Genomic DNA, 7094 nt, shown 5'->3' with positions numbered 1-7094 from the left:
GCAGCGCATGTTTGGCATTTATGCTGCGTTATCGCCTATTTATGTGGAATAACCACACACCATAGGCTCTGCCTTGCCTAAAAACCAAACAGTCAGCTGCAAATTCAACCTTGAAAGATAAGCAGGCCCTTGGTAAATTTAATTATTTTTTGCATACTCTTCTGCTTTTTTCCATACTCTTAACGTATTTCCGCTCAATATCTTTTTAATGTCTTTATCGCTGTACCCTCTATCCATTAACCCTTGAACTAGGTTTGGATAGCTAGAGACATCTTTTAAGCCAATAGGTAATGAGTCGCCAACACCGTCATAATCAGAACCAATACCTACATAATCAATACCAATTAGCTCAACTACGTGATCAATATGGTCAAGTACTTGCGCAAGGCTTGCAAAAGGATAAGGGTTTTTAGCGCGATACGCAGCATCAAAATCTTGACTTAATTTAGTGCCTTCTTTTTTTACCAGCTCTTTTTTACTTTTTAACTGTTTGCCCCAACTACCTGCTTTAGCAGTAACAAAGCTTGAACCAAAGTTGATTTGAATAACGCCGCCATTTTCTTTCAGCGCTAATAACATATCGTCATTCATATTACGCTCAAAGCCTGGAGTATACTTGCGTAGCGATGAATGCGATGCAATAACTGGGGTTTTAGAGAGCTTCATAACTTGATAAAACGCATCATCCGAAATATGCGAGACATCGATTAACATACCAATATTATTCATTTCAGTGACTAGCTCTTTGCCAAATGGGCTTAGGCCTTTCCACTTTCGACGTATATCGTAGGATGAGTCAGAAATATGGTTGCTTTGTGAATGAGCAAGAGTAATGTAGCGGACACCACGGTCAAAAAAGTGTTGTAGATTTTTTAAATCACCTTCAATAGGCGAGCCATTTTCCATTCCCATCGCAATAGATAGCTTACCTTGTTTAAATTGCGCTTCAATGTCCGTAGTTGAACTAGCAATTGCAAACTTATCGGGTGCACGCTGAGCAATAGCTTCCATGCCATCAATGAGTTGATTGGCCAACTGATAGCTTTTATCTTTACCTTCAAATTCTAAATGTGCAGGAATATAAATCGACATAAACGGTGCATTTAAACCGCCTTTTACTGCGCGAGGATAATCAAAATCACCGCCGTCAGTTGCTTTAGTCACATCATCCCATTTATTGTATATTCGATAAGGGACGTCAATATGGGTGTCAATTAATATAGTTTCTTTGGTAAGTTTGATTGCTTTGTCTGATGCGCTAGTAGCTTGCTCTGCAAAGGCTTTGGGTGTTAAAACTAGTGATACGGCTACCACTAGAGTGCTGAGTTTTATCATGTTTTGGCTCTTAGGGTAAAAGGCCATTGTGTACGTTCAGTTCAAAAGTTACAAGTGCTAATCAAATGACTGTGCTTGGTGCTCTTCACTTTGCAACGCTTTAAATTCGCCCTTCGAAATAATGGTTACAGACTCATGTAGCTCTGAAAAAAACACCATAGCCTCGCCATTTTTAAGCTGTAGCTTAACTTGGTTAACTTTAGATTCAATACTTGCTTCTACTTCGCCATAATCAGTGCCTTCGCGCAGTACATAGCTTTCTATTAAGTTGTAAAGAGTATCTTTATTGAGTTGCTCAAAAGGGATGATCATAATTGCTCATTATTTACTTTATTTAGAACATGTTGCCCAAAATAGTTGGGTACGGCTTTCTCTAACCAAAATATTGGCTTAAATGGGTTTTTACCACTAATAAAACCAACGTGTCCGCCTTTTTCAGAGATGCGCAGCGTAACATGCCCACTCACATCTTGCCTACTTGGCACGGCTTTAATTGACAGCATAGGATCGTCTTTGGCATGAATAATTAATGTTGGAACTGCAATATGCTTTAAATATGGCATTGCACTGGCTTGACGATAGTAATCGTGTGCGTTTTCAAAACCGTGTAAAGGAGCTGTTAGTTGATTGTCAAATTCTAATAAGTCATCGATTTTCATTAACTGTTTAGGGGTTAACGAAATCTGCTGCTTAATTTGTGGCAGTTTACGCTGCATCGATTTTTTCATACGATCGAGCAGATATTTTTGATAAATTTTACCTAAGCTTTTGCGAATTACATCACTCGATGAAGATAAATCATAAGGAGCCGATATTACTGCAGCAGCGTTGAGTGGGCATGCCAATGCTTGTTCACCCAAATACTTAGCAAGTACATTACCACCAAGTGAAAACCCCACAGCAACCATTAGTCTATTTGGGTATTGCTGTTTTAGGTGATTAATGAAAAAAGCTAAATCGGCGGTGTCGCCACTGTGATATGCGCGAGGCAAGCGATTAACTTCGGTTGAGCAATTTCTAAAGTGCATCAGCACTACTGCATAACCTTGTTTTTTTAACGCTTTCATCATGCCCTTGGCATAAAAGCTATTTATATTGCCTTCAAGGCCATGAAGTACAATGGCAAGTGGCGCTGTCTCGTTGTGTGGAAGTGACCAAGCGAGTTCAATAAAATCACCATCGGGTGTATCAAGTTGTTCAAGTTCGTAGCGTGTATGTTGAAAAGGGCGGAAAAAACGCGGCATTATGGTTTGAACGTGACGATTAGTCATCCACCATGCTGGTTTGAACTTATGGATCATATTTGTACTACACACTTAACAATAAACGAAGCGCTAGTGTATCAAATTTTTAGCGGTTAAAAATAAAAAGCGCCTAATCAGTAATAGATTAGGCGCTTTGTGCGTCGTGCTTAATTTTGGTCAGGAATTTCTGCGTCATTTATCTTTTTAAGAAAGAAAAAAGCGAAAAAGATACAAAGAGAAACAACAATAGCTAAAAATCCAAAAGACAAAAATAAAACTGGATCTGTAAAAAAGTCTCTAAAGAATACGTTCATGAGTTGTTCCCCTCGTTGTTGATGGGTTAATCATAAGCGCTGTTTGTATGGTGTAACGTGATCGAGATCAAGTTATTTTATTAAGCGGATGTGGGAGCGAAGTAAAGTTGATTTAGATCATGCTTTGAGGGCTAATAAGTTTATTATCACTGAGGGCAAAGAGAGTTTTTGCACAAAGAAAAGAGAATGAGCAGTGAAAGGGCGTATAAAAACGAGCAGCCTAAGTGGCTTTCACATACAGCTCAATATTATTCGGCTCTGGATCTGCTACGAATTCAAACCCATTCACCGCTTCAATCAACATATGCTGCTGTTGTTTTTCAAGCTTGAGTTCTGCATTAAGCAGTTCCTCGCGTATTGTGGCGTAGTCATTTATCGTATTCTGATTAATTTTTAAATAGCTACGTGCAGCGCGCAGAGGTTGTAATACGTGAGTATCAAACTCACTCACTACTTGTGTTAACTCGTTTAACTGTTGGGCATTAATACTTAACTTTAATGAATCTAAATAAAGCAGTAATAAGCATAAATTGACGTTTTTTCCTTGCTGGTTTTGTAGTGCCAGCAAGGTTGTTTGTTGTCCAAGTTTTGCGTACAAGGTGCACGCAAATTGCCAAAAATGGTCGCTATTGAGCAAGTTCATCGGCGAAGGCCTGTTCTTTTTCTTCCATTTCTTCAAGTGCCATCAGTAACTCTTCTTCAACGTCGTTAAGCTTAGGTGTAAGCGTTGCTTGCTTGGCCAATAATTCTTTTAGCTTGGCTTTGTTGTCATCGTTGTAGAGTTCGTTATCACCTAGTGCGGCTTCTACTTCGTTAAGCTCTGCTGAGTATTTATCTAACTGCTTTTCAAGCTTTTCAATTTGCTTTTTAAGTGGTTGAATTGCTTTTCTAAACTCGGCTTCTAGGCGCTTTTGTTCTTTACGATTAACGCCAGAATTAGCTTTTACTTCATCAGATTGCTCAGTCTTAGTTGCCTCTTTATTGGCATTAAGCAGCCATTGATAATACGCATCTAAGTCATAACCAAATTGGGTCACCTTACCGTCATCTACTAGGTAAAATTCATCGGCGGTGTTTTTAAGCATATGGCGATCGTGCGATACGGTAACCATTGCGCCTTCAAACCCTTGCAGAGCCATAACAAGTGCATGACGCATTTCTAAATCAAGGTGGTTAGTTGGCTCATCGAGAAGCAGTAAATTTGGTTTTTGATATACCAACATAGCAAGTACTAAGCGTGCTTTTTCGCCACCCGAAAAAGGAGCTACAGGTTCTAAGGCTTTATCGCCAATAAAAGCAAAACCACCTAAAAAGTCACGTAGTGATTGCTCGGTCGCTTTTGGGTTTAGTCGTTGTATATGTGTTATTGCGCTGGCTTTTAAATCTAGAGATTCAAGCTGATGCTGCGCAAAGTAACCAATATTTAATCCGTGATGCTGAATAACTTCGCCAGCTTGCGGCGCTAAATCACCAGACAGCAGCTTAATCAGTGTTGATTTACCCGCGCCATTTCTACCAAGTAATGCAATTCGGCTACCTGGCACTAGGTTTAGTTCTATATTATTTAAAATAGTAACATCACCATAACCCGCTTTGGCTTTATCTATTGTCATTAGTGGGTTTGGTAATGCGGTTGGGTCTGCAAACTCAAAATTAAAGGGTGAGTCGGCATGTGCCGGTGCTAATTTTTCCATGCGCTCAAGCGCTTTCACACGGCTTTGTGCTTGTTTAGCTTTACTGGCTTTTGCTTTAAAGCGAGTTATAAACTGCTCTAAGTGAGCAATTTGCTCTTGTTGCTTATCAAACATTGCTTGCTGTTGCAGTAAACGCTCTGCTTTTTGGCGCTCAAACTGCGAGTAATTACCCTTGTACACATTGATAAGTTGCTTATCTACATGCCAAATTTGGTCAACCACCGCATCTAAAAACTCACGGTCATGTGATATAAGTACCAACGTACCTGTGTAAGCACGTAAAAAGCGTTCAAGCCAATAAACGGCATCTAAATCAAGGTGGTTTGTTGGCTCATCGAGAAGTAGTAAATCGGCATCACGAATAAGTGCTTGGGCAAGGTTTAAGCGCATACGCCAACCACCTGAAAACGAGCTTACAGGGTTTTCTATTTGGTTATTCGCAAAGCCTAAGCCATGCAAAAGTTCACCAGCTGTTGATTCAATGCTATAGCCTTTAATGTTCTCGAGTTGAATATGTACTTTGGCTTGTGTATCGCCATCGTTGTTTTGCTCGGCCTCACGCAGTGCTATACGCATTGCATAGTATTCTGGATGGCCTTGCAGTACATAATCAATTGCGCTTATTTCAAGAGCTGGAGTTTCTTGCTTTACTGAGGCAATAGACCAATCTTTTGGAATGTTGCAATTACCTGCATCGAGTTGCAATTCTGATTTTAATAGGCCAAATAAGGTTGATTTTCCGCAGCCGTTAGCGCCTACTAACCCTACTTTATGCTCTGGAAATAACGTAGCTGATGCGTTTTTTAATAAGGCTTTTCCGCCACGAAGTAGTTCTATTTCTGATATTTGGATCATGAATGCGTTACTTTACTGTGCCCTTGTTAAGTTGGCGTTATCATACCATAGAACTTAATGCGCTTATCAAGCGTATCAACAAGTGAAGTTATACGATAAAATAGCGGCAGTTCTAACCACAGGAAAAATGTTGTGAGACAAAAAAAGCGATTTATTGCTGGTGCATCGTGCCCTGAGTGTAAAGCTATGGATACTATGATGCTTTACAGAGAACATGATGTTGAAAAAGTAGAGTGTGTTGAGTGTGGTCATAAAATGGCGCAGCCAGATAACGCTGTTCAGGCGTCTACCCGCCAATTTGAACAAGTCATTGGTGTGTTTAAACCGGGTGATTAACCCGGTTTTTTATGGCCTGTTTTTACTAGTTTTAGTAATGCGGTGGCGGTGGCTCAGGTACTTCCGACATCAGAGATGACGATGACTGCGACTCTTTAATTTTTTCTGCTAGCAGCTCTGTTTGGCGTTTCATTTTTGCTAAAAGTTGCTGGTGCACTTTTATTTCATCATTTAAGACTTCAATCGTTTCGTCTTGAAAAGCCACTTTGGCTTCAAGTTCCATTAAGCGATGTTCAATTGTGTTCATTATTCTCTCGTATAATAAATCGCTCTGCGATACCGCTGGAGCTTTCGGTTAACAACGACTTACCGTTATCTGTAAATGTCACATCTAGCACTACTGCCGATTTCGGCTTACTGCCTTCGCGCGGGGTGACCTGCCAAGTTTGAATTTTTTCACCGCTTGGTATTTGCCACAAATCAACCCGCTTATTAGGAGAGCCGGTTGCCAGCAAAGTGCCTTGTTCGTTAAAACGCACCGCAGTAAAAATTTTCTGACGTGCAATATACTTCAGTTTACTCACAAGATCACCTGTAGTCAGCTTCCATACATTTGCTTGTGCCATACTATCGGCCGTAAACGCATAGCGACCTTGTGGATCTAGGGTTACTTGGGTGACACGCGTTGGGTGATTAAAGCGGTGAATTACTTGGCCAGTAAGCGTATTCCAAAAGTAAGCAACATAATCGTTAGACCCACTTAAAGCAAAGCGCCCATTCGGCGATAAATCGACAGTGTTAACTTTATCTTGGTGGCCTAAAAACTCGATGCGTCTGCCGGTTTCAAGATTTATAAATACCACTACGCCGTCGCTTCGACCATACAATACGCTTCGGCCTTGATTGCTAATAGCAATATCGCGAATGCTGGCTTTTTGGATTTTGTAATAGCCTTTATTTTTGCCTGTGGTTATATCCCAAACGGCAAACGTGGTTTTTTCTGCGGTAACAGCAACGCTGTTATCAAAGGCAATTGCAACAGCATATACTAAGCTATCTTCAGCTTGCTGCTGAAACCATTGGTATTTGAGAGCGTTTTGTTGATTATCCCACAGGGCGACCCCATGATTGATTGAGGAGATTAAGCTGTATTTACCGTCGTTTGATAATGTTGACGAAAATGCACCTTTTGCTGCATGTTCGTAGCTTGCAATAGCGTGTTGTTTTTTATCACTACAGGCAATGACTAAAAAACAGCTAAATATGATTAAAAAAGTACGAAATATCGACATGTTACAGGTATTTCCTCTTAACTCTTGTTGACTGAGAGGTTAGACTAGGATGCGTTGAATGCCTAGGTTGTTTGTCTAAGCACT

Annotated in this window: 8 protein-coding genes; 1 reads left to right on the top strand and 7 read right to left on the bottom strand. The window is 40.3% G+C overall.

All coding sequences use genetic code 11. The annotated features are described in order from the left end of the window. Positions 1–138: 138 nt before the first annotated feature. The 5 genes from CWB66_RS10345 to CWB66_RS10325 all read right to left on the bottom strand — a co-directional run bounded on the left by CWB66_RS10345 (position 139) and on the right by CWB66_RS10325 (position 5442). Positions 139–1335, bottom strand: coding sequence for a dipeptidase (locus CWB66_RS10345; protein ID WP_138585321.1), 1197 nt, complete (start codon positions 1333–1335; stop codon positions 139–141). Between the two features lie 57 nt (positions 1336–1392). Next, complete coding sequence (locus tag CWB66_RS10340) at positions 1393–1647, bottom strand: YheU family protein (RefSeq protein WP_138585320.1); 255 nt, start codon at positions 1645–1647, stop codon at positions 1393–1395. Further along, positions 1644–2636, bottom strand: a complete 993-nt coding sequence (locus CWB66_RS10335; protein ID WP_138585319.1) for a hydrolase — start codon at positions 2634–2636, stop codon at positions 1644–1646. Before CWB66_RS10335 ends, CWB66_RS10340 begins: the two co-directional genes overlap by 4 nt. Before the next feature lie 477 nt (positions 2637–3113). Next, on the bottom strand, positions 3114–3536 hold the full coding sequence (locus tag CWB66_RS10330) for a TIGR02444 family protein (RefSeq protein ID WP_138585318.1): 423 nt from the start codon (positions 3534–3536) through the stop codon (positions 3114–3116). Next, complete coding sequence (locus CWB66_RS10325) at positions 3520–5442, bottom strand: ATP-binding cassette domain-containing protein (protein WP_138585317.1); 1923 nt, start codon at positions 5440–5442, stop codon at positions 3520–3522. The genes CWB66_RS10330 and CWB66_RS10325 overlap by 17 nt, the downstream gene beginning before the upstream one ends. Positions 5443–5574: 132 nt before the next feature. Here CWB66_RS10325 and CWB66_RS10320 point away from each other — a divergent pair, with 132 nt between their 5' ends. After that, positions 5575–5778, top strand: a complete 204-nt coding sequence (locus CWB66_RS10320) for a YheV family putative zinc ribbon protein (protein WP_004589620.1) — start codon at positions 5575–5577, stop codon at positions 5776–5778. Between the two features lie 31 nt (positions 5779–5809). Here CWB66_RS10320 and CWB66_RS10315 read toward each other — a convergent pair whose 3' ends face one another. Together CWB66_RS10315 and CWB66_RS10310 are read right to left on the bottom strand one after the other, a co-directional pair. After that, positions 5810–6025, bottom strand: a complete 216-nt coding sequence (locus CWB66_RS10315) for a SlyX family protein (RefSeq protein ID WP_138585316.1) — start codon at positions 6023–6025, stop codon at positions 5810–5812. Next, the gene (locus tag CWB66_RS10310) at positions 6012–7010 is read right to left on the bottom strand and encodes a WD40 repeat domain-containing protein (RefSeq protein WP_138585315.1); all 999 of its coding nucleotides are present in this window, start codon (positions 7008–7010) and stop codon (positions 6012–6014) included. Before CWB66_RS10310 ends, CWB66_RS10315 begins: the two co-directional genes overlap by 14 nt. Positions 7011–7094: the final 84 nt, after the last annotated feature.

The organism is Pseudoalteromonas sp. S558 (genome assembly GCF_005886635.1).
GTDB classification, from domain to species: Bacteria; Pseudomonadota; Gammaproteobacteria; order Enterobacterales; family Alteromonadaceae; genus Pseudoalteromonas; species Pseudoalteromonas aliena.
The sequence above is the reverse complement of the archived record's forward strand: the minus strand, read 5'-3'. Positions and strand labels throughout refer to the sequence as shown.